This is a genomic window from Escherichia sp. E4736, assembly GCF_005781225.1.
In the GTDB taxonomy this organism is placed as follows: Bacteria; Pseudomonadota; Gammaproteobacteria; order Enterobacterales; family Enterobacteriaceae; genus Escherichia.
The window spans coordinates 34,849-55,351 of sequence record NZ_VATT01000016.1 but is presented as its reverse complement, the minus strand read 5'-3'; the positions used below and the strand labels follow the sequence as shown (position 1 = coordinate 55,351).

The following is a 20,503-nucleotide window of genomic DNA, read 5'->3' as shown; positions in this document are numbered from 1 at the left end:
CTTATCCGCCCTACAAGCTATGAACCGTAGGCCGTAGAAGCGCAGCGCATCCGGCTGTTATGCCGCACGTTCATCCCGCACCGCCAACACCTCGGGCAAATTCAACTCAATCCAGTCCGCCAGTGCAGCAACCTTTTCGCTCACCTGCTCGCCCAGCGGCGTGAGGCTATATTCCACATGCGGCGGCACCACCGGATACGCGATACGGTTAAGAAAACCATCCTGCTCTAACGCCTGTAACGACTGCGCAAGCATCTTTTCACTCACCCCGCCGATTTTGCGCCGCAGGTCGCTAAAGCGATGAGTACCTTCGCGTAGCGCCACCAGAATCAATACCCCCCAACGGCTGGTGACGTGTTTCAACACCTCGCGCGAAGGGCACTGTTCAGCAAAGAGATTTCCCTCTTTCAGTTGTTGCGACAGGCTAACCTGACTCATCTCATACTTACCTTTTTGTACGTACTTACTAAAAGTAAGTTTAGGTGTTAGCGTATTTAAACACAAGACAAACAGATGGAGACTTCCCATGATCGCTATTACTGGCGCAACTGGCCAACTTGGTCACTATATTATTGAATCCTTGATGAAATCGGTTTCTGCCAGCCAAATAGTGGCTATCGTTCGTAATCCGGCAAAAGCACAGGCTCTGACAGCACAAGGCATTACCGTGCGCCAGGCTGACTACGGCGATGAAGCCGCACTGACATCTGCACTTCAGGGAGTGAAAAAACTGCTGCTGATCTCTTCCAGCGAAGTGGGTCAACGTGCCCCGCAGCATCGTAATGTTATTAATGCCGCAAAGGCGACTGGCGTGAAATTTATCGCTTATACCAGCCTGCTACATGCAGATACCTCACCGCTCGGCCTCGCCGATGAGCACATCGAGACGGAGAAAATGCTGGCTGATTCTGGCATCGCTTATACCCTGCTGCGTAACGGCTGGTACACCGAAAACTACCTCGCCAGCGCCCCGGCAGCACTGGAGCATGGCGTATTTATTGGCGCGGCGGGCGAGGGCAAAATTGCCTCGGCGACGCGTGCAGATTATGCGGCGGCTGCGGCGCGCGTAATGAGCGAAACAGGCCACGAAGGCAAAATTTATGAACTGGCAGGCGATAGTGCCTGGACGTTGACACAGTTAGCGGCAGAGCTGACCAAACAGAGCGGCAAACAGGTTACCTATCAAAACCTGAGCGAAGCCGATTTCGCCGCGGCACTGAAAAGCGTCGGACTGCCTGGCGGACTGGCGGATATGCTGGCGGATTCTGACGTTGGCGCATCGAAAGGCGGTCTGTTTGATGACAGCAAAACGCTTAGCAAATTAATTGGCCGCCCAACGACAACGCTAGCCGAAAGCGTAAGCCATCTTTTTAATGTTAATAACTAGTTAATTAAAGTGGCATCCTCCCGCATCCTCTCTGATAATGACGGGATGCCGGGAGCAATCACGTCTGCTTCCTGAACTTTCTTCTGACAGACCAATGGATGCCAGTAATGATTAGCGGCGTGCTGTACGCCCTGTTAGCAGGGTTGATGTGGGGGCTTATTTTTGTCGGGCCGTTGATCGTGCCAGAATACCCGGCGATGTTGCAGTCGATGGGGCGTTATCTGGCGTTAGGGTTAATTGCGCTGCCCATTGCCTGGCTGGGACGCGTGCGTCTGCGTCAGTTGGCGCGTCGCGACTGGCTTACCGCACTAATGCTCACCATGATGGGCAACCTCATCTATTACTTCTGTCTCGCCAGTGCCATTCAACGTACCGGCGCGCCTGTTTCCACGATGATTATCGGAACTCTGCCGGTAGTTATTCCTGTCTTCGCCAATCTGCTTTATAGCCAGCGCGACGGCAAACTCGCGTGGGGAAAACTCGCCCCGGCGCTGGTTTGTATTGGCATCGGCCTGGCGTGTGTGAATATTGCTGAGTTAAACCACGGACTCCCCGATTTTGACTGGGCACGTTATACCTCTGGCATCGTGCTGGCGTTAGTTTCCGTGGTCTGCTGGGCGTGGTATGCCCTGCGCAACGCCCGCTGGCTGCGGGAAAATCCCGACAAACATCCAATGATGTGGGCGACGGCGCAGGCGCTGGTCACGCTGCCGGTTTCTCTCATCGGCTATCTCGTCGCTTGTTACTGGCTGAATACCCAAACGCCGGACTTCTCCCTACCCTTTGGCCCCCGTCCGCTGGTGTTTATTAGTCTGATGATTGCCATTGCCGTACTTTGCTCATGGGTCGGTGCACTCTGCTGGAACGTCGCCAGCCAGCGATTACCGACAGTGATTCTCGGGCCGCTGATTGTTTTCGAAACGCTGGCAGGTTTGCTGTACACCTTTTTACTCCGCCAGCAAATGCCACCGCTGATGACGTTGAGCGGTATCGCGCTGTTAGTGGTTGGCGTGGTTATTGCGGTCAGAGCAAAACCGGAAAAGCCTTTAACTGAATCTGTCTCAGAAAGTTGACATGCTGGCAGTAAGTTAAATAAGCCTCTGCTACGTAAGGGTTATAGCTTTTGCCTTAAAGATGCATTTAAAATGCATCTTATATTATTAAGAATGAGGTATCAGCTATGGCTTATCGCGACCAACCTTTAGGTGAACTGGCGCTCTCTATTCCTCGCGCTTCGGCTCTGTTTCGTAAATATGATATGGATTACTGCTGTGGCGGTAAGCAGACGCTGGCTCGTGCTGCGGCACGTAAAGAGCTGGATGTTGACGTCATTGAGGCCGAGCTGGCAAAGCTTGCTGAACAACCGATTGAGAAAGACTGGCGTAGCGCGCCGCTGGCGGAAATCATCGATCATATCATCGTGCGCTACCACGATCGTCACCGCGAGCAACTGCCGGAGCTGATCCTGCAAGCTACCAAAGTAGAGCGCGTTCACGCCGACAAACCGAGCGTTCCAAAAGGGCTGACAAAATATCTGACTATGCTGCATGAAGAGCTTTCCAGCCACATGATGAAAGAAGAGCAGATCCTCTTCCCGATGATCAAACAAGGCATGGGCAGCCAGGCAATGGGGCCAATCAGCGTAATGGAAAGCGAGCACGATGAAGCGGGCGAACTGCTGGAAGTGATTAAACACACCACCAATAATGTCACACCGCCGCCAGAAGCCTGCACCACCTGGAAAGCGATGTATAACGGCATTAATGAACTGATTGATGACCTGATGGAGCACATCAGTCTGGAAAACAATGTACTGTTCCCGCGCGCGCTGGCGGGTGAGTGATTTGTTCGATCAACGATCCTGACATGAGCAGGATCGTTGATTATTAAGTGACTCAGTCATTCAATGGAAGTAATTCATTGTTGTAACTGGTGTACCTGCCTTCAACGGTAAGCAGACTGCCATTTTTATCAAGATGCGCCGCATTGAGTTGTCGAGTCTCATTACGCCGCTTCGCATCACGAACCAGCCCATCGCCTACGTAATAAATATAATGGTCATCATGAGCAAAGGTATCTGATAATTGACCATTAGCGTCTTTAAACCAGGTCCATTGGCCTTTCAGTTCAAAATGCTCAACCGTGTCTCCATTAATAAAATACGTATAGCGATCGTCATGTGCTAAATAATTTAATGGTGTGCCATCGGAGCTTTTATACCACTGCCATTGCCCATTGATATCAAAAATAGTCACACCATCGCTCGCAATGAAATAAACTTTGTTCCCTACAACATTAGCACCTTCCTGTAATTCTTGTTGTGGGCCTGGTAAATGTATGACCGACAGCGTTTTTTCGACCGCAGATATATATTTCACCAGATAGAGCGAATCTTTATATTGCGCCACATTCTCCGTCAGCGGGCGAAAATATTCCGGATCAACATCAGGAATAGTCGCAACCCGGCAGTCATTGGCACGCCGGGAAGCATCACGCGTCAACCATGTTACTTTATCCCGCTGCAGGTCAAACGTACTCCGGCAATTTTTACCGAATGAATAACGTTTCTCCCCGTCTTTATCGCGATAAATCAGCAGTGAACCGGCTATCCAGCGCACAATATGAAAGGTATCCGGATCGGCGTTGATAGCATCTCCATTCACAAAGACCTGCGATTTAGTCCGCCAGATTGTATCCCAGGGTCCCGGATTACTTTTGCTTTCGCAGCTATTAGGTGAATAAATAATGGGACGACGTGTCCAGGGTTTAATGTCAAGAATAGAATACCCTTGCGCACTACCTAACCAGCGCCCCTGAAAGTAAAGATTGCGACGATCTTTCAGCACATCCGCGGAATCAATTGAATTCATCCTCCCTCCCACCTGTTGCAGCGAATCCATATCGACCTGCTTTTCGCCGTGATTATCATCCGTGCGTTCGCCATCAAAATAGAGGCTGTCTTTATCGGCAGCAAAACGCCCCCATGCGCGGAATGTTGCGGCATCGACTTTCGGTGTTCCCGACGGGTTCTGAACTATTTTCCCTGCCCATAAAATATGGCGGCCATCAGTCAACCAGTCGAAACGCCAACCACCGTTGGTTCTGATATAAGCGCCACCATCCACCCGCACAAAATCATTATTGATATCATCAGGAGAATCATATTCATCATCAGTGCCGTCAGATACACGGCGCAGTTGTTTGAACTTCACCTGTGGTATATGAATATCCGGGAAATAGAGTCCGTAACCGTCGCTATCTTCAACGATATATTTTGTGCCTTGCCCCCACGGCTGGTAATAAAACACAGCAGTAGGCACACCGGAGCAGGCTAGTGAGGAGGTTGAAAATAAAGCCAGTGCGAGACAAAAGGGTTTAATTGGCAACATAGCGTCATCCTGAAGCTGTTAGCGTGAAGAGGTTATTTAAATAAGGGTTTAAGACCGCTCGGGGGTTGCTTCACCGATGACCAACCTCCCTTACCTAAGTTATAACGCAGCCATTCACCTTGTTGGGCGTGCTCTTTCCCAATTCCAGTCGCTTGTTGAGTGTAAAGCTGCCCGTCTGTTGATATAAACGTGTTAGTTAATCCCCAACTACCACCTGCTTCAAGTGAGTCGGAGAGATCCTCTGGCTTGAGATTAATCAACTCCCCTTCGCCCAGGGCGTTGGTTGTGACTTTATAAATTTGGTTCTTATATAAACCGGTATTCCGAACAAATAGATAAAAATATTCCGGATCAACTCCCGCCAGCGTTTCATAAATACACTCACTGCCCGCTGGAGTGGCTTTATGTTTGAGCCAGGACACGTTATTCAGACCAATATTAAAAGGTGCACAGCGATAGCTGGTATCCTCCAGCTCATAGTCATGCTCACCGCTTTTATCGCGATAAACCAACCGTTCGCCAGGCATCCAACGTTTAATCTGAAAGGTTTTGCGATCGGCGGGCAGCGGCTTGCCATTAACAATCACCTGCGAATTTGTCAGCACAACAAATTGCAGGGATGAATCATGCCGCACGATTTGAAACCCGTCAGTGCCTCCCAACCAGCGCCCCTTATGCCAAAGACTATTTTTATCACGCAGTAAATTCCAGATGTCCGTCTCTTCCAGCGTTGACATATCCACCTGCTTATCGCCGCTATTATCATCGGTACGCTGACCGTCAAAATAGACGCTGCGTTTATCGGCAGCGAAAGCGCCGAATGCCTGAAAACTGGCGGCATCGACATTAGGTTCACCGGATGGATTTTTCAAGACTTTGCCTGCCCAAAGAACAGAGCGTCCATCGGTGAGCCAGGTATGCTGGCAATTATTCCGATCATCGCAGTCGAACTTATCGGGATTAAAATCGGACAGTAAGCGGGTTTCTTGTTTATTGGCTAAATTGGCAATGCGCCAGAGCCGGGAATAATTAACGTCCGGCAGTTCGGAGAGGATCTCATCTTTTTCCCCCTTCTGTTCGGCAACATAAACCGTGCTTTTCTCCTGCTGGCGATAATAAAAATCTGCGCCCCAGGAAGGTGAAATGGAGAGAGGTAATGCGGCGATTAATAACCAACTGTGCTTAGCCATAGTGAACTCTGCAATGAGTGGCAAAGATCCACGGTAAGCCCGCGCCTGAGAGCTGTCGATGACAGGAAGTATTTTTAGGAATGTATAAAGACAAAGGAGATTGCTGACAAAGTGTGCTTTGTTCATGCCGGATGCGGCGTAAACGCCTTATCCGGCCTACAAAAGCACGCAAATTCAATATATTGCAGAGGTTCTGTAGGCCTGATAAGCGTAGCGCATCAGGCAATTTTGCAGCCTGAAAGACACCCGCAGGTGCCTTAGCGGCATTACTTCGCCATGCGTTTTTTACCAATAAACAGCCAGCCCAGCCCCAGCGCGATAAACCACAGTGGGGTAACCAGCAGCGCCTGGCGGGTGTCATCTTCCAGCGTCAGCAGCACGATGACGAACACAAAGAACGCCATACATACCCAGCACATCAGCTTGCCGAGCGGCATCTTGTAGATTGACTTCTCATGCAGGTGCGGACGCTGTTTGCGATACACAAGGTATGAGCAAAGGATAATCGTCCAGACAAACATAAACAGAATCGCGGAAACCGTCGTGATCATCGTGAACGCGCCAATCACGCTTGGATTCACGTACAACATCACCACGCCGCCGAGCAGACAGATACAAGAGAAGGTCAGCCCTTTCGCTGGTACGGCGCGTTTAGAGAGTTTAGCGAACGCTTTCGGCGCCACACCTTCCTGCGCCAGACCAAACAGCATGCGACTAGTAGAGAATACGCCGCTGTTAGCGGAAGAAGCCGCAGACGTCAGCACCACAAAGTTGATTACGCTGGCAGCAGCAGGCAACCCCACCAACACAAACAGTTCAACGAACGGGCTTTTATCCGGGACTACCGAACTCCACGGCGTCACGGACATAATCACAATCAGCGCGAAGACGTAGAACATAATGATGCGGATCGGAATAGAGTTAATTGCGCGCGGCAGTGATTTCTCTGGATCTTTGGTTTCCGCAGCAGTAGTACCTACCAGCTCAATCCCCACGAAAGCGAAAACCGCTATCTGGAATCCGGCAAAGAAGCCGCTTAAGCCTTTCGGGAACCAGCCGCCGTCATTCCACAAATGCGCAAATGACGCTTCCACACCGGTCGGAGACTTGAAGTGCATCATCACCATGACCAGGCCGACGATAATCAACGACACGATGGCGACGATTTTGATCATCGCAAACCAGAACTCCATCTCACCGAACATTTTCACGGTGGCGAGGTTCAGGGTCAGCAACAGCACTATCACCGCCAACGAGGCGACCCAGTCAGATAGCCCCGGAAACCAGAACTGCGCATAAGCCGTGATGGCAACCACGTCCGCCATACCGGTAACCACCCAGCAGAACCAATAAGTCCAGCCAGTGAAATATCCTGCCCACGGCCCTAATAAATCGGAAGCGAAGTCACTAAAAGATTTGTATTCCAGATTCGAAAGCAGCAATTCCCCCATTGCCCGCATCACGAAAAAGAGCATAAAACCGATGATCATATAAACGAAAATGATCGACGGCCCGGCAAGACTGATTGTTTTACCGGATCCCATAAACAACCCCGTACCAATGGCGCCGCCAATGGCAATAAGCTGAATATGCCGGTTTGTGAGATTGCGCCGTAGCGACTGTTCAGCCGGAGCCTGATCATCGGCAACGACTTTTACCTGATCTACCATGTTTTTTCTTCCTGTCTGTGTTGTTCAGGCTCTGCGGCCTTTAGTCAGTCTATGATACGACGAATCTGTATCGGGACTCATCGATATTAGGAAACAATACGTGGGATGAATACTAAGATTTAGATCTAATGTTAATTTTATGTTTAAAGTGAGTGTCATATCACGGTGATAACGCGAAACAGCTCACAAAAATACACGCTTACGGAGTGTTTGCAACACAAAATATCGCCTATTGGCAAACTGAAGGGTTTATTGCTAAATGCCTGCTCCCCTCTGGCTCGAGGGGAACAGAATACGCTGTTTAGAGGATTTCCAGCAGCTCGACTTCAAACACCAGGGTGCTGAACGGAGGGATGGACGCGCCAGCGCCGCGCTCGCCATAGGCCAGTTCCTGCGGGATAGTCAGTTCCCACTTAGAACCTACTGGCATCAGAGTCAGTGCTTCAATCCAGCCAGGGATCACGCCGTTCACCGGGAATTCAGCCGGTTCGCCACGGGCAACAGAGCTGTCAAATACAGTGCCGTCGATCAATTTACCGGTGTAATGAACGCGGACGCGGTCGGTACGGGCAGGAATTGCGCCTTCGCCCTGGTTGATCACGCGGAATTGCAGGCCGGATTCAGTGCTGTTCACGCCTTCTTTTTTAGCGTTTTCTTCAAGATATTTCACACCTTCAGCAGCCATCGACTGGAAACGCTGACGACGAACAGCATCGGCACGTTCATGGATTTCACGCAGCGCGCGGTGCACCACATCAACCGGAACAGCCGGATGTTTGCCTTCCAGCGCGTCGGCAATACCTGCAACCAGCGCTTCTGGCAGCAGCCCTTCCAGACCAGATTCACTCAGTTGTTGCCCTACCTGCAAACCAATGCCGTAGCTTGCTTGCGCTTCGATGGTGTCAAAAGTTGGGGTGGTCATCGTATTTCCTTCCTCAGGGTATAAAGTAACGGGCAGCATATCAGCCACACTTCCTTGGGTAAAACTTTGTCGCGAGAGTGATGACAAATCCCGGGGAAAAAGAAACAATAGCAATATCCCGTATGAATATAATAGAGGCGGGTTTACCACGGACATCATAGCGTTAGCTTATTCATAGGCTATGATTGAGGAACAAGACGCGGAGCAGGAGGAAACCATGCCCGGGCGCTTTGAACTAAAACCAACCCTGGAGAAGGTCTGGCACGCGCCAGACAACTTTCGCTTCATGGATCCGCTACCACCGATGCATCGTCGGGGGATTATTATTGCCGCCATTATTTTGGTGGTCGGTTTTCTGCTTCCGTCTGAGGATGCGCCCGACTCCCCCGTCGTGACGCGTGAAGCGCAGCTGGATATTCAGTCGCAATCTCAGCCGCCGACAGAAGAACAACTTCGGGCGCAGCTAGTTACGCCGCAAAACGATCCGGATCAAGTTGCCCCGGTCGCTCCAGAACCAATACAGGAAGGTCAACCGGAAGAGCAGCAAACTACGCAAGCGCAACCTTTCCAGCCAGATAGCGGTATTGACAATCAATGGCGCTCTTATCGTGTTGAAGCCGGTAAAACGATGGCACAACTGTTCCGCGACCACGGTCTGCCTCCTACCGATGTATACGCAATGGCACAGGTAGAAGGCGCAGGTAAACCATTAAGTAATTTGCAAAACGGGCAGATAGTGAAAATCCGCCAGAACGCCAGCGGCGTGGTGACGGGCTTAACCATTGATACGGGGAATAATCAACAAGTCTTGTTTACCCGCCAGCCGGATGGCAGTTTTATTCGCGCTCGATAGCTGAAGGGTCAATCAGAAGCCAGCTAAGGACAGTTTCTTTGATGACCTTACGTCTGGCTTCCAGCGCCTGCGGTGAAACCATACTGATGTGATAAACCAGGCCAAGTGTATGCTGGTTTATCAAATAATATCCCCCGAGTGCAGCAATATTAATATTCACCTGCAGCGGGTCGATATCTGGCTTAAAAATATTACGTTTCTTCCCTTCAGCCAATAATGACTCCATTAACTGCAAGTGCGCGTGGTTAATATCCTGGAGGCGCTGTGATTTCGCATAATGCACACCTTTACTTTGGTTTTCGCTATGCACGATCTTTAGAAACCAGGGATTAGATATATAATAATCCCAGGTGAAATCGATAATTTCCTCTATGGCTTTTTGTGGCGGAAGGCCAGAAACATCAAGGGATCTTTCTTTTTGCCGAATATCATTCCAGGTATATTCCAGAACTTCAATAAATAAATTTTCTTTGTTCCCGAAGTGGTGATAAACCGTCTGTTTACTGCACCCTGCGGCCTTCACAATATTATCGACTCTGGCCCCTTCGTAGCCATATTCGGCAAATTCATTGACTGCGCATAACAACAATTTTTCCTTCAGGTTTTGCGCGTGACTGGTATCAAGATACATTCCGCTTCCCCACGTCTTCTTCGTGATGGCTATCATAACCGTATTTGATCTCAGCGACAGCAAAAAGGCAAAACATTGTCTTTCATCGAGTTATCAAATGTCCTGTGATCATTATCGCAGATCAACCAACCAGATGGTTGATCTTTTTACTAACTAGTTGCAAGCTAACCATCACTTAAGGAAACAATATTCAAAAAAAGAGGATTAACCTATGAAATCCACTCGTCCTGTTGCTGTCATCACTGGCGCTGCACGTGGTATTGGAAAGGGTTGTGCGCTGGAACTTGCTCGTGGCGGGTTTAACCTGCTGATTAACGATCGCCCTGATGCCGACAGCGTAGAAAAACTGCATATCACACAACAAGAATGTATGGCAGAAGGCGTGGAAGTCATTTGCTTCCCTGCCGATGTCGGCGATCTCTCCCTACATGAAGAGATGCTCGATGCGGCGCAAAACCAGTGGGGGCGTCTGGACTGTCTGCTCAACAACGCAGGGATTTCAGTGAAAAAGCGCGGTGACCTCCTCGATCTCGAACCAGACAGTTTCGACCAAAACATTGCCATCAATACCCGCGCACCGTTCTTCCTCGCTCAGGCATTCAGTAAACGTCTGCTCGCACAGCCGAAGCCGGAAGCGGAGCTGCCGCACCGTTCGATTATTTTTGTCAGTTCCATAAACGCCATCATGCTGGCGATGAATCGCGGCGAATACACCATTGCCAAAACCGCCGTTTCTGCCGCTGCTCGTCTGTTTGCCGCTCGCCTTTGTAACGAACAAATTGGCGTCTATGAAGTGCGCCCTGGCCTAATAAAAACCGATATGACCATTCCGGCAACCGCCTATTACGACGAATTGATTGCCAAAGGTCTGGTGCCGTGGGGACGTTGGGGTTATCCGGCTGATATCGCCTCCACTGTCCGCGCGATGGCGGAAGGCAAACTGATTTACACCTGTGGTCAGGCGGTCGCCATCGACGGCGGCTTAAGTATGCCGCGCTTCTGAGGCTGAATCATGAGAGATCTGTTACAACGCCCTGATTTATTCAGCATTAATACCGCGACGCTGGGTTATAAAACGCCGCTGCCCGCCATTATTGACGCTTGCGCCGCGCGCGGTATTGGCGCAATAGCCCCCTGGCGCAGAGAATTGCAGGGCGAAGATCTCCAGCAGATCGCCCGCCAACTCGCCGCCAGTAACATGAGCGTCTCCGGTTTGTGCCGTAGCACTTACTACACCGCACCGACGCTGGCGGAACGCAAACTAGCGATTGATGATAACCGCCGGGCGCTGGACGACGCCGCCGTGCTTAACGCCGCCTGTTATATGCAGGTGGTTGGTGGACTGCCAACGGGTACAAAAGATCTGTATGAGGCGCGGGAACAGGTGAAACAAGGGATTCGCCAGTTACTACCGCATTCGAAAGAGGTCGGCGTGCCGATTGCGCTGGAACCGCTGCACCCGATGACCGCAGCCGATCGTTCCTGTTTGTGTACGTTACGCCAGGCGCTGGACTGGTGTGATGAACTCGATCCCGATGGCGAATTTGGCCTCGGCGTCGCGGTAGATGTCTACCACGTTTGGTGGGATCCGGAGCTCGCCAGCCAAATCCTGCGTGCCGGAAAACGCATTCTCGCGTTTCATGTTTCCGACTGGTTAGTACCAACCACCGATCTGGTCAATGATCGGGGAATGCCGGGAGATGGCGTCATCAATATTCCGTCAATCCGTCGGCTGGTTGAAAACGCCGGATTTAATGGCGCTATTGAACTGGAAATATTCTCGCCGTACTGGTGGCAGAAAGATATTAACAGCACGCTGGATATTAGCGTCGATCGCATCGCGCATTATTGTTAAGGAATGAACATGAGTGACCAACCCGTTCTGTTCAGCAGAGCGGCGGCTACCTGCCGCCTGACATTGAACCGTGAAGATAAATGTCATGCTATTAATGAAGAAATGATCGAATCTCTCGATCATTATTTAAATGAAATTGAAAACGACACCACATTACGATTAGTCGAATTAACTGCTACCGGCGATAAATTCTTTTGTGCAGGCGGCGATATTAAATCGTGGTCAGCCTATTCGCCATTAGATATGGGCAGAAAATGGATTAAACGCGGTAATGAGGTTTTTAATCGCCTGCGCAATTTACCCCAATTAACCGTTGCGAATCTCAACGGTCATACCATTGGCGGTGGGATTGAACTCGCCTTGTGCTGTGATATTCGTATCGCTCGCCCCCACGCGAAATTCTCTAATCCTGAAGTGATCCTCGGCATGGTGCCAGGCTGGATGGGCATCGAGCGCGTGCTTAATCAGGTTGGCCCGGTGGTCGGTCGCCAGATGCTGATGCTGGGGAAACGTCTGACGGCACATGAAGCCCAGGCGGCGAATTTAATTGATGAAGTGGTGGAAAAAGAACAGGTAGAAAGCTGGATGGCGAATCAGTTAGCGCAGCTGGAAAAATGTGGTCCGGTGGCACTGGCGCATATTAAGCAACTGATTCTGGCGCTGGAAAATAAACACGCCGATTACTCGCACCAGTTACTGGCAGGGTTAATGTCCGCCACTCAGGATTGCCAGCAGGCGACGCGCGCGTTTGCCGAAAAAAGTAGCGTGAGCTTCCACAATCAATAAGGAAATTGTATGCGTAAGATAACAACCGCCGAGGCACTGGCGGCGCAAATTCAGGACGGCGCAACCATTGCCATTAGCGGTAACGGCGGCGGCATGGTGGAAGCTGACCATATTCTGGCAGCCATTGAAGCTCGTTTCCTGCAAACCGGACACCCGCGCGATCTGACATTAATCCACTCGCTGGGTATTGGCGATCGCGACAGCAAAGGTACCAATCGCTTCGCTCATGCCGAAATGCTCAAACGCATAATTGCCGGACACTTTACCTGGTCGCCCAAAATGCAGGAACTGGTGAAAAACAATGCCATTGAAGCCTACTGCTTCCCGGGCGGCGTAATTCAGGCTCTGCTGCGGGAGATCGGCGCCGGACGTCCGGGACTTTTTACCCACGTAGGGTTGGGATCGTTTGTTGATCCGCGTAATGGCGGCGGGAAGTCAAACGCTTGCACCACCGATGATCTGGTAGAACTGATTGAAATTGATGGTGAAACCAAACTCCGCTATCGCCCTTTCAAAGTGGACTATGCCATTTTGCGCGGCACTTATGCCGATCCGCGTGGCAACGTCAGCCTCGAAGAAGAAGCGATTGATATGGATAGCTATTCAATGGCGCTGGCAGCACACAACAGCGGCGGCAAAGTGTTCGTACAGGTGCGCGATGTACTGGAAGCAGGCGCGCTTGAACCACGTAGAGTCAAGCTTCCGGGGATTCTGGTCGATGGCATCGTTGAACACCGCGAACAACCGCAAACCTATCTTGGTGGTTACGACCTGACAATTAGTGGTCAACATCGCCGTCTGAGTTCTAACGACGCTATTGAACTGGTTAGTCATCCGGTGCGTCGTCTGATTGCCCGTCGGGCAGCGCGCGAACTGGTGGCTGGCGCTTCAACCAACTTTGGCTTTGGTATTCCGGGCGGTATTCCTGGCGTTGCGCTGCGTGAAGGCGTGCCTTATCAAAGTTTGTGGCTAAGTGTTGAGCAAGGCGTACATAACGGCATGATGCTGGATGACGCGTTTTTTGGCTGCGCCCGTAACGCCGACGCCATTATCCCTTCGCTGGATCAATTCGAATTCTACAGCGGCGGCGGTATCGATATCACTTTCCTCGGCATGGGCGAGATGGATCAGCACGGCAACGTCAACGTTTCGCATCTCAACGGCAATCTGATCGGCCCCGGCGGCTTCCTCGAAATTGCACAAAACGCCCGAAAAGTGGTGTTCTGCGGCACGTTTGACGCCAAAGGCAGCAAAATCGATGTAACGCCAGATGGCCTGCATATCGCCCAGTCAGGTCAAATCCCCAAACTGGTTACTCAGGTGGAAAAAATTACCTTTAGCGCCGCGTACGCACAGCAAAGCGGTCAGGAGGTGCTGTATATCACCGAACGCGCGGTATTCCAGTTAACGGCAGAAGGCGTTGAATTAATTGAGATCGCACCAGGTGTGGAGATTGAGCGCGACATTCTGCCGTTCATGGCCTTCCGCCCGATTATCAGGCAACCACGTCTGATGGAAAGCAGCCTGTTTACGCCGATGGAGGATGCATGAGCCAGCTTGATGACGCCATCCTCGATTCGCTGACGCACGTCACTTTTCCAAAGGGGTTTGTGTCAGCAGAACCAACGTCAATTGTCACCGTTGAGGATGTTGATTACCCGATCTGGCAAGTTGATGCGCTGGTCGTTGGTAGCGGCGCAGCAGGATTACGTGCGGCGGTTGAGCTGAAACGTCGCCAGCAAAATGTACTGATCGCGACCGCCGGGTTATACATGGGGACGTCAGCGTGTTCCGGTTCTGATAAACAAACACTGTTTACCGCCGCTACTGCGGGCAATGGTGACAACTTCGCCAAACTGGCGGAAGCACTGGCGAGCGGTGGCGCAATGGATCACGACACCGCTTATGTCGAGGCGGTCGGTTCCCTGCATACCCTCGGCGGTCTGCAATATCTTGGTCTGGAATTACCGGAAGATCGCTATGGCGCAATTCTCCGTTATCAAACCGACCATGACGAAGCCGGACGCGCAACCTCCTGTGGACCGCGGACATCTCGCCTGATGGTAAAAGTATTGCTGGAGGAAGTGCAGCGCCTCGCCATCCCAATGTTGACCAGTGCAACGGTGATTAAGCTCCTGCATCAGTGCGGAGAGAATGGCGAAGATCGCGTTGCGGGGGCTATTCTCGCAACCGGTTCCCGCGCCCATAACCCCTGGGGGCTGGCCATTGTGACTACGCCCAATGTGGTACTGGCAACGGGCGGACCGGGCGAGCTTTATCGCGACAGTGTTTATCCACATAAATGCTTCGGCTCGCTGGGACTGGCACTGGAAGAAGGTTTGACGCTAACCAATCTGACAGAAAGCCAGTTTGGTATAGGCACGCCACGCAGCACGTTTCCATGGAATTTATCCGGCACCTATGTGCAGGTGATCCCGTATATCTATTCTGTGGATGCTGAGGGCAACGAGTATAACTTCCTTGCAGATTACTATCGCACCACCCAGGAACTGGCTTCAAACATCTTCCGTAAAGGCTATCAGTGGCCATTCCACGCCACACGAGTGATGGATTTTGGTTCAAGCTTGTTAGACATGGCGGTGGCGCAGGAACAGCAATCAGGTCGCCAGGTATTTATGGATTTCAATCGCAATCCTGAAGCGGTGCCTGGTGATTTGCCGTTCTCATTGGATCGACTGGACGACGACGTTCGCGCATATCTTGAAAACAACGGCGCCCTGGCGCAATCGCCCATCGAACGCCTGCAACGAATGAATCCGCTGTCTATCTCGCTGTACAAGATGCACGGTTACGATCTCACCGCGCAGCCTCTGCAGTTCGCCATGAACAATCAACATATGAATGGCGGTATAGAAGTGGATATCTGGGGGCAAACCTCCCTGCCTGGTTGCTTCGCGGTGGGAGAAGCTGCCGGAACTCACGGCGTTACCCGGCCTGGCGGCGCGGCACTGAATGCTGGACAGGTTTTTGCAGTGCGCCTGGCGCGTTTTATTGGTTGCACGCAGAAGCAGTCTGTTGATGGGGATATTGCACAACTGACCGCTCCGGCCCTGGCGTCCATAAGAGAGATCATTACTCAGGCGCACGATAACGAGACCGGGATGCCATTGTCATTGGTTAAGGAAAAAATTCAGGCACGAATGTCTGATCATGCGGGGTTTATTTGCCATGCCGATAAAGTCCGACGTGCCACTCGTGATGCCCTGCTATTGAACGAATTTGTCCAACAGCATGGATTGGCTATCAAACATGTGGGCGAAATTGCCGAGCTGTTTATGTGGCGGCATATGACGCTGACCTCTGCTGCCGTATTGACACAGTTGACGCATTATATTGATGCCGATGGTGGTAGCCGTGGGGCTCGTATTATTCTCGACGGAGATGGAAATTCTATTCCGCAAACACGAAATGGTTTTTGTGATGCTTGGCGCTTTCGTTCAGAGCGTACTGAGGATAAAAAAGATAAGCTACTTATTCATTATTGTAATGGTATCTTTCACGTCAGAAAAGCACCTGTTCGTGAGTTTCCCATTATCCGCGGCATTTGGTTTGAAAAAAACTGGCCTGGTTTTCTTAATGGGACAATTTACCAGCCACAGGATGAATGATATTGCAAAGGTTAATCACTATGCGAAATATAATTAGATCTATTAATGCTCTGCTTGCAACATTGAATATTACCATTTTGGCGATCATTGTGGCATGTGTGACATGGCAGGTGGTAGCACGATTTATATTTAAAAGCCCCAGTATATTTACGGATGAGCTCAGTCGTTTGCTTTTTATTTGTCTTGGCCTTTTTGGTGGTGCCTATACCGCGGGGCAGAACCGGCACCTGGCGATTGACCTGCTTCCTATGATGCTGAAAGGAAAAGCACGGCGTCATTTATTTTTGTGTATTCAGACTATCGTTATTATCTTCGCCACCATCATTATGGTATATGGTGGTGGGCTATTAACTATGGACACATTCGATTCAGGTCAAACCTCACCCGCTTTAGGTTGGCAGATGGGATATATCTATATGAGCATCCCGATTAGTGGTGTACTTATTATTATATACACCATAGATATGGTTTTAACAGAACTTAAACAACCACGCTAAAGATAATAAACAACAACCAACCATAGTAGGAATGGAGAAATTATGGATTACTGGTTACCGATTATTGTGTTATTTGGTGCCTTCTTTTTTATGTTGGCATTAGGTGTACCTATTGTTTATGCCATTGGTTTATCGACACTGGCATCAATTTCCACACAACTCGATTTCAACTCAGCATTGAGTGTGGTTTCCCAAAAGTTAGCCTCCGGGTTAGATAGTTTTACGTTGTTGGCAATCCCATTTTTTATCTTGTCTGGCAACATTATGAATCATGGAGGAATAGCACGAAGGCTAATTAACTTTGCGCGAATTCTTGGCGGTCGTCTGCCAGGCTCACTTGCTCACTGTAATATTCTTGCCAATATGCTGTTCGGGGCAATTTCTGGTTCAGCCGTTGCTTCGGCGGCGGCGATGGGCGGTGTCATGCATCCGCAACAGGTTAAAGAAGGCTACGACCCGGCATTCAGCACTGCGGTTAACGTTGCTTCTGCTCCTACTGGTTTACTTATTCCACCAAGCAATACGTTGATCGTCTATTCACTGGTCAGCGGCGGTACGTCTATTGCTGCACTGTTCCTGGCAGGGTATGTTCCGGGAATTTTACTGGGCCTGGCGCTGATGGTCGTCGCCGGTATTATCGCGGTACGTCGCGGATACCCCAAACCAGAACGCCCAACTTTACGCCAGGCTGGAGTGGCTATATGGATGGCGATCCCCAGTATTTTCCTGATTGTGTTAATTATGGGCGGTGTACTAAGCGGTGTTTTTACCCCGACAGAGGCTTCGGCAATTGCGGTAATTTATACCCTTTTCCTTGCGCTGGTTCTTTATCGTGAAATCTCAGTTAAAGATTTGCCTAAAATATTTCTGGAATCCGTCATTACCACCGCAATTGTTTTGTTATTGATCGGTTCTTCAATGGGCATGTCATGGGCTATGTCCAACGCTGACGTACCCTTCCTGATCCTCGATTTGCTCAATACCATTTCTGATAATCCAATAGTAATCCTGCTTATTATCAATATTATCTTGTTGATCATTGGCACATTTATGGATATGACGCCAGCGGTACTGATTTTTACGCCGATATTTTTACCGGTTGTCACCGAACTGGGCATGGACCCGATTCACTTTGGTATTGTCATGGTACTGAACATGTGTATCGGTATTTGTACTCCGCCTGTAGGCAGTGTGTTATTTGTCGGTTGTAGTGTATCTAAATTACCGATTAATAAAATTATCAAACCTATGCTGCCATTCTATGCCGTGATGGTATTGGTGCTGGCAATGGTGACCTATATTCCGCAAATCAGTATGGCATTGCCAAGAGCACTGGGCTACTGATATGCATTCACTGGCGGCACCTGCCGCCATATTTATTAGAAAAGGAACATCTATGAAAATAAAAGTATCCGCTGGCATTATTGGTGCTGTTCTTATGTTATCCGCAAGCCAGTCCTGGGCAGTGACATTAAAACTGAGTCATAATCAGGATAAGTCTCATCCTGTTCATAAAGCGATGGAGTTCTTTGCGAAAAAGAGCAAAGAGTACTCTAACGGTGATATTACTATTCGTATTTATCCAAATGGAACATTGGGTACTCAACGAGAAACAATGGAGCTGATTCGTTCTGGCGCTATTCCGCTGGTAAAAACCAATGCGGCAGAAATGGAAGCATTTGAAAATTCTTATAAATTATTTAGCCTGCCTTATTTGTTCCGCGATCGTGATCATTATTATCAGGTGATGCAGGGCGATATCGGGAGAAAAATCCTCGACTCAACGAAAAGCAAAGGTTATTTCGGGCTGACTTTTTATGATGGAGGCGCCCGCAGCTTCTACGGCAATAAACCGGTACTGAAACCAGAGGATCTGAAAGGCATGAAAGTCCGTGTCCAGCCAAGTCCTGGCGCAGTTGAAATGATCAAAGTCATGGGCGGTAACCCGACGCCACTGGATTACGGCGAGCTGTATACAGCCTTACAGCAGGGCGTCGTCGATATGGCGGAAAACAGTGTGATGGCGCTGACCACCATGCGTCACGGTGAAGTGGCAAAATCCTTCAGCCTTGACGAACACACTATGGTTCCCGATGTGGTTCTGATGAGCAATGCTGCGTTTGATAAACTTAGCCCGGAAAATCAGGCTGCTATATTAAAAGCATCTAAAGAATCAATGAGCTACATGAAAGACTTGTGGAGCGAAGAAGAGAAACAAGAATTTGCGAAACTGGATAAAATGGGCGTGAAAGTCTACCAGGTTGATAAAGCTCCGTTTATCGAGAAAGTACAGCCAATGTACGCAAACTTCGCTAAGGATAACCCTGCCCTTGCCCCAATGCTGGCCGACATTCAGGCGACGAAGTAATTATCTTAATAGGGCTGCTTATTGCGGCCCTCATCGAATATATCGAAATAACTATTCTAAATTGACGCCCTGAACGCCTCTGCCATTAACTCTTGTTCACGACCAGGTAATCTAAGACGCTCGGCAATGGTTCGCCACTGACTGACAATTCCTCTAAAATTAGCAATAATGTCATCTGCTTCTGTCAAACCAAGTCGAAAATACTCCGCAACTTCTCGAGCTAATTCCAAATCAAGTGCATTATCATTTTCCGTAATATTGAGTTTTAGACCGTCAGACCTGGCAACAGGATTCAAATCATATGCGTCAGAAAGCCGCCAACCTTTTCCCGGTATCAAGATATATCCATGATTACGTAAATGGTCATCGGTATTAGAAACAAGAATATTAAAAACAATCCTGGACCAGAGTTCCTTAAGATCAGTATTAGTCTGCGCGCCATGCCTGATAAGAACATCTGCTAATTCCAGATAACTTACACCTGTAGAGGCATCTTCACCATCCTGATGCCTGGTTAGTGTCATAGCCGAAGCAAAATGCAGACGCCTTCCCGCATTAGTGCGGTCAAAACGACGAACCATAAAACAATGGTAATTGCTGGCAAATTTATGCGCCTGAGCAGGTGCAACATTCAGTCCACAGCCAACAGCAAGTGCATTAACGACCATTTCCCATCCACCAACATCATACTCATCTTTTACACTGGGAAATTTAGCGATGTAGAGATGTCCTGCTTCATCAACAACACTGGCTTTCGGACGTGCCCCTCCTAATGATCCCCCCGGAGCGATTAGCATTCTTAACCATTTTTGCCCCATGAGTTCTCTATTATCAGGATCTTCTTCAATTGCCCGGCTAGCTCTTTCCAGACTCGCTATTTCGGTAAATGGTGGGGCTGCAACATCAATGCGGTTATCAAGAAACTCTCCAGTGTCTTCAAGTTTATATCGAAGAGCCCCAACCCGATAAAGATCATGTACACCTAATAAATAATCAGACTCATAAAGGTGGGAGTCTTTATCAAATAATCCGTCTCGGATATCCCTCTCAAAACGCCGCTTCATTAGCATGCGTCCCCAACGATCCGGGCAGGAATCACTAAATGCACCAAATTTATCCTTAGGAGGAATTGGGTACTGTGCTCCCTCATACAACATTATTTCAGGATCTAACTGAATAAAATTAAGTGCAGGATCTGCAAGCGCCTTTTTATCGTACTCAAACTCAAATATCTCACGCGCCTGGGTGCGACGACTGTGCAAATAACCAATACGCGCAGGACCATCCAGGCCTTCCCAATCCGCATACACTCCGATTAATGCCATA

Annotated in this window: 19 protein-coding genes and 1 pseudogene; 13 read left to right on the top strand and 7 right to left on the bottom strand. The window is 49.7% G+C overall.

Annotated elements, in window-relative coordinates; translation table 11 throughout:
• Nucleotides 1-57: 57 nt before the first annotated feature.
• Nucleotides 58-438, bottom strand: a complete 381-nt coding sequence (locus FEK46_RS12990; protein WP_000084622.1) for a helix-turn-helix domain-containing protein — start codon at nt 436-438, stop codon at nt 58-60.
• A gap of 88 nt (nt 439-526) precedes the next feature.
• Here FEK46_RS12990 and qorB point away from each other — a divergent pair, with 88 nt between their 5' ends.
• From qorB to ytfE, 3 genes are all read left to right on the top strand, one after another.
• A complete protein-coding gene (gene qorB, locus FEK46_RS12985; protein ID WP_135560191.1) occupies nt 527-1,387 on the top strand; it encodes an NAD(P)H:quinone oxidoreductase in 861 nt (286 codons plus the stop codon).
• A gap of 107 nt (nt 1,388-1,494) precedes the next feature.
• Nucleotides 1,495-2,460 (top strand): DMT family transporter, encoded by a 966-nt coding sequence (locus FEK46_RS12980; RefSeq protein ID WP_024211586.1) that lies wholly within the window; start codon nt 1,495-1,497, stop codon nt 2,458-2,460.
• Between the two features lie 107 nt (nt 2,461-2,567).
• The gene (ytfE, locus tag FEK46_RS12975; protein ID WP_000331451.1) at nt 2,568-3,230 is read left to right on the top strand and encodes an iron-sulfur cluster repair protein YtfE; all 663 of its coding nucleotides are present in this window, start codon (nt 2,568-2,570) and stop codon (nt 3,228-3,230) included.
• Nucleotides 3,231-3,282: 52 nt separating this feature from the next.
• On the opposite strand, the gene FEK46_RS12970 is transcribed toward ytfE, so the two are convergent.
• Nucleotides 3,283-4,776 (bottom strand): hypothetical protein, encoded by a 1,494-nt coding sequence (locus FEK46_RS12970; RefSeq protein WP_135560192.1) that lies wholly within the window; start codon nt 4,774-4,776, stop codon nt 3,283-3,285.
• A 32-nt stretch (nt 4,777-4,808) separates the two neighbouring features.
• On the bottom strand, nt 4,809-5,966 hold the full coding sequence (locus FEK46_RS12965) for a hypothetical protein (RefSeq protein ID WP_135560231.1): 1,158 nt from the start codon (nt 5,964-5,966) through the stop codon (nt 4,809-4,811).
• Between the two features lie 126 nt (nt 5,967-6,092).
• Between FEK46_RS12965 and FEK46_RS23925 the strand changes: the two are divergent.
• Nucleotides 6,093-6,191 (top strand): annotated as a pseudogene (locus FEK46_RS23925) (hypothetical protein); the annotation flags it as partial.
• A gap of 41 nt (nt 6,192-6,232) precedes the next feature.
• Here the strand turns inward: FEK46_RS23925 and cycA are convergent.
• Together cycA and fklB are read right to left on the bottom strand one after the other, a co-directional pair.
• The gene (gene cycA, locus FEK46_RS12960; RefSeq protein ID WP_135560193.1) at nt 6,233-7,636 is read right to left on the bottom strand and encodes a D-serine/D-alanine/glycine transporter; all 1,404 of its coding nucleotides are present in this window, start codon (nt 7,634-7,636) and stop codon (nt 6,233-6,235) included.
• 301 nt (nt 7,637-7,937) lie between these two features.
• Nucleotides 7,938-8,558 (bottom strand): FKBP-type peptidyl-prolyl cis-trans isomerase, encoded by a 621-nt coding sequence (fklB, locus tag FEK46_RS12955; RefSeq protein ID WP_064525832.1) that lies wholly within the window; start codon nt 8,556-8,558, stop codon nt 7,938-7,940.
• Nucleotides 8,559-8,775: 217 nt separating this feature from the next.
• Here fklB and ytfB point away from each other — a divergent pair, with 217 nt between their 5' ends.
• Entirely contained in the window at nt 8,776-9,411 is a 636-nt protein-coding gene (ytfB, locus tag FEK46_RS12950; protein ID WP_130259529.1) for a cell division protein YtfB, read from the top strand.
• On the opposite strand, the gene FEK46_RS12945 is transcribed toward ytfB, so the two are convergent.
• Nucleotides 9,395-10,042, bottom strand: coding sequence for a TetR/AcrR family transcriptional regulator (locus tag FEK46_RS12945; RefSeq protein ID WP_130206029.1), 648 nt, complete (start codon nt 10,040-10,042; stop codon nt 9,395-9,397). The genes ytfB and FEK46_RS12945 overlap by 17 nt on opposite strands.
• A 211-nt stretch (nt 10,043-10,253) precedes the next feature.
• On the opposite strand from FEK46_RS12945, the gene FEK46_RS12940 reads away from it, so the two are divergent.
• From FEK46_RS12940 to FEK46_RS12905, 8 genes are read left to right on the top strand one after another with little or no spacing between them, the layout of a single operon-like run.
• The gene (locus FEK46_RS12940) at nt 10,254-11,045 is read left to right on the top strand and encodes a 3-ketoacyl-ACP reductase (RefSeq protein WP_130216695.1); all 792 of its coding nucleotides are present in this window, start codon (nt 10,254-10,256) and stop codon (nt 11,043-11,045) included.
• A gap of 9 nt (nt 11,046-11,054) precedes the next feature.
• Nucleotides 11,055-11,897, top strand: a complete 843-nt coding sequence (locus FEK46_RS12935) for a sugar phosphate isomerase/epimerase family protein (RefSeq protein WP_130206027.1) — start codon at nt 11,055-11,057, stop codon at nt 11,895-11,897.
• A gap of 9 nt (nt 11,898-11,906) precedes the next feature.
• Entirely contained in the window at nt 11,907-12,683 is a 777-nt protein-coding gene (locus FEK46_RS12930; RefSeq protein WP_130259528.1) for an enoyl-CoA hydratase/isomerase family protein, read from the top strand.
• 9 nt (nt 12,684-12,692) lie between these two features.
• A complete protein-coding gene (locus FEK46_RS12925; protein ID WP_130206023.1) occupies nt 12,693-14,234 on the top strand; it encodes a CoA-transferase in 1,542 nt (513 codons plus the stop codon).
• Entirely contained in the window at nt 14,231-16,312 is a 2,082-nt protein-coding gene (locus FEK46_RS12920) for an FAD-binding protein (RefSeq protein WP_135560194.1), read from the top strand. The genes FEK46_RS12925 and FEK46_RS12920 overlap by 4 nt, the downstream gene beginning before the upstream one ends.
• A gap of 20 nt (nt 16,313-16,332) precedes the next feature.
• Nucleotides 16,333-16,809: a TRAP transporter small permease gene (locus FEK46_RS12915; RefSeq protein ID WP_130259525.1), complete on the top strand. Its 477-nt coding sequence runs from the start codon at nt 16,333-16,335 to the stop codon at nt 16,807-16,809.
• A gap of 42 nt (nt 16,810-16,851) precedes the next feature.
• Nucleotides 16,852-18,153, top strand: a complete 1,302-nt coding sequence (locus tag FEK46_RS12910) for a TRAP transporter large permease (protein ID WP_130206017.1) — start codon at nt 16,852-16,854, stop codon at nt 18,151-18,153.
• Nucleotides 18,154-18,205: 52 nt separating this feature from the next.
• Nucleotides 18,206-19,177 (top strand): TRAP transporter substrate-binding protein, encoded by a 972-nt coding sequence (locus FEK46_RS12905; protein WP_135495125.1) that lies wholly within the window; start codon nt 18,206-18,208, stop codon nt 19,175-19,177.
• A gap of 56 nt (nt 19,178-19,233) precedes the next feature.
• On the opposite strand, the gene FEK46_RS12900 is transcribed toward FEK46_RS12905, so the two are convergent.
• The gene (locus FEK46_RS12900; RefSeq protein WP_135560195.1) at nt 19,234-20,502 is read right to left on the bottom strand and encodes a HipA domain-containing protein; all 1,269 of its coding nucleotides are present in this window, start codon (nt 20,500-20,502) and stop codon (nt 19,234-19,236) included.
• Nucleotide 20,503 lies beyond the last annotated feature (1 nt).

What these genes read in the sequence shown, in the direction of transcription:
- qorB (WP_135560191.1), top strand. Translation starts at nt 527, where the DNA reads ATGATCGCTATTACTGGCGCAACTGGCCAACTTGGTCACTATATTATT.
- FEK46_RS12935 (WP_130206027.1), top strand. Translation starts at nt 11,055, where the DNA reads ATGAGAGATCTGTTACAACGCCCTGATTTATTCAGCATTAATACCGCG.
- ytfB (WP_130259529.1), top strand. Translation starts at nt 8,776, where the DNA reads ATGCCCGGGCGCTTTGAACTAAAACCAACCCTGGAGAAGGTCTGGCAC.
- cycA (WP_135560193.1), bottom strand. Translation starts at nt 7,636, where the DNA reads ATGGTAGATCAGGTAAAAGTCGTTGCCGATGATCAGGCTCCGGCTGAA.
- FEK46_RS12945 (WP_130206029.1), bottom strand. Translation starts at nt 10,042, where the DNA reads ATGTATCTTGATACCAGTCACGCGCAAAACCTGAAGGAAAAATTGTTG.
- FEK46_RS12915 (WP_130259525.1), top strand. Translation starts at nt 16,333, where the DNA reads ATGCGAAATATAATTAGATCTATTAATGCTCTGCTTGCAACATTGAAT.
- FEK46_RS12905 (WP_135495125.1), top strand. Translation starts at nt 18,206, where the DNA reads ATGAAAATAAAAGTATCCGCTGGCATTATTGGTGCTGTTCTTATGTTA.
- FEK46_RS12930 (WP_130259528.1), top strand. Translation starts at nt 11,907, where the DNA reads ATGAGTGACCAACCCGTTCTGTTCAGCAGAGCGGCGGCTACCTGCCGC.
- ytfE (WP_000331451.1), top strand. Translation starts at nt 2,568, where the DNA reads ATGGCTTATCGCGACCAACCTTTAGGTGAACTGGCGCTCTCTATTCCT.
- FEK46_RS12980 (WP_024211586.1), top strand. Translation starts at nt 1,495, where the DNA reads ATGATTAGCGGCGTGCTGTACGCCCTGTTAGCAGGGTTGATGTGGGGG.
- FEK46_RS12925 (WP_130206023.1), top strand. Translation starts at nt 12,693, where the DNA reads ATGCGTAAGATAACAACCGCCGAGGCACTGGCGGCGCAAATTCAGGAC.
- FEK46_RS12940 (WP_130216695.1), top strand. Translation starts at nt 10,254, where the DNA reads ATGAAATCCACTCGTCCTGTTGCTGTCATCACTGGCGCTGCACGTGGT.
- FEK46_RS12900 (WP_135560195.1), bottom strand. Translation starts at nt 20,502, where the DNA reads ATGGCATTAATCGGAGTGTATGCGGATTGGGAAGGCCTGGATGGTCCT.
- FEK46_RS12970 (WP_135560192.1), bottom strand. Translation starts at nt 4,776, where the DNA reads ATGTTGCCAATTAAACCCTTTTGTCTCGCACTGGCTTTATTTTCAACC.
- FEK46_RS12990 (WP_000084622.1), bottom strand. Translation starts at nt 438, where the DNA reads ATGAGTCAGGTTAGCCTGTCGCAACAACTGAAAGAGGGAAATCTCTTT.
- FEK46_RS12965 (WP_135560231.1), bottom strand. Translation starts at nt 5,966, where the DNA reads ATGGCTAAGCACAGTTGGTTATTAATCGCCGCATTACCTCTCTCCATT.
- FEK46_RS12920 (WP_135560194.1), top strand. Translation starts at nt 14,231, where the DNA reads ATGAGCCAGCTTGATGACGCCATCCTCGATTCGCTGACGCACGTCACT.
- fklB (WP_064525832.1), bottom strand. Translation starts at nt 8,558, where the DNA reads ATGACCACCCCAACTTTTGACACCATCGAAGCGCAAGCAAGCTACGGC.
- FEK46_RS12910 (WP_130206017.1), top strand. Translation starts at nt 16,852, where the DNA reads ATGGATTACTGGTTACCGATTATTGTGTTATTTGGTGCCTTCTTTTTT.